We start from the raw sequence: 1,171 nt of genomic DNA on the forward strand, positions 1-1,171 counted from the left end.
GCCTGTGCAATCGGCTGAAGTCTCCTGCTGTTCGTTACAATTTATAGGTGCATCGAAGTTTATGCCGCACTCGCGCTCGCCATGTAGTCACTTCGGAACTCGCGTGCATGAGTCAATAGTGCCCACACGACGCGCACGTTCTTGTTTGCGAGTGCTACCGCGGTAACATTCGCGTTGCGCCGCTGCAGCAAGTTATGCAACCAGCTCTCCTTATCTTCTTTCCGATTGGCCGCGTAGATGACTGAACGCGCTCCATGTATCAACAGCGTCCGCAAATAGGTGTCGCCTCGCTTGCTTATGCCCAGCAGCACATTCTTGCCGCCACTGGAGTTCTGTCTGGGCACCAGACCCAGCCATGCAGCAAGCTGGCGCCCGTTTGCGAAGCTCTTGGCATCACCGATAGAGGCCACTAGCGCGCTCGCAGTAATCGGACCAATGCCCGGCACGCGCGCGAGCCTGCAGCTGACTTCGTTTTCGCGGTGCATCACCCGGATTTGCGCTTCCAGCTCACGGACCTGGCGGTCGAGTTCCTTCACGTGTTCCAGGAGACGCTCAATCAGCTGCCGAAAGGATCCTGTCAATTCGTTGGTCGCGTCTTCGAGCAAGCCGGGTACTCGCCCGGCGAGGTGTGTGATTCCTTGTGGGATAACAAGCCCAAACTCACTTAGCAGACCGCGTATCTGGTTAGCTTGTGCGGTGCGCGCCCGAACGAAACCTTGACGGACGCGATGCAGCGACAGCACCGACTGCTGCTCAACGTTCTTGATCGGGACGAAGCGCATGTTCGGCCGCGCGACGGCCTCGCAGATAGCCTCGGCATCCGCGGCATCATTTTTGTTTGCCTTCACATACGGCTTCACGAACTGCGGCGCCATCAGGCGCACAGTATGTCCCATGCCCTGCAGCTTTCTAGCCCAGTAATGGGCGCTACCACATGCCTCCATTCCTATAAGACACGCCGGCAGGTTGGCAAAGAACGCCGCCATCTGATCACGCTTTAGCACTTTCTTCAGCACGGCTCGACCGTGCTCATTCACGCCATGAATTGCAAAAACGGTTTTTGCCAAATCAATGCCAATCGTCGTAATCTTCATGTTGGGCGCCCTCCTCGATTAAGTGGTAGCTTCGACACTTCCACTTTGGCACACCGATGCCGTTTCGGGTGGGGGCG

The 1,171-nt window shown here is 57.0% G+C and carries 1 protein-coding gene; it reads right to left on the reverse strand.

Translation table 11 applies throughout. The annotated features are described in order from the left end of the window. Positions 1–59: 59 nt before the first annotated feature. Positions 60–1,094 carry an IS110 family transposase gene (locus AB3X99_RS40855; protein ID WP_368662065.1) on the reverse strand — a complete coding sequence of 345 codons (1,035 nt, stop codon included), beginning with the start codon at positions 1,092–1,094 and terminating at the stop codon, positions 60–62. Positions 1,095–1,171: the final 77 nt, after the last annotated feature.

Origin of the sequence: Paraburkholderia sp. BR10882 (genome assembly GCF_040948855.1) — a bacterium.
Lineage (GTDB): Bacteria > Pseudomonadota > Gammaproteobacteria > Burkholderiales > Burkholderiaceae > Paraburkholderia > Paraburkholderia nodosa_A.

Coding starts and splice junctions, on each gene's coding strand:
- AB3X99_RS40855 (WP_368662065.1), bottom strand. CDS start 1,094: ATGAAGATTACGACGATTGGCATTGATTTGGCAAAAACCGTTTTTGCA.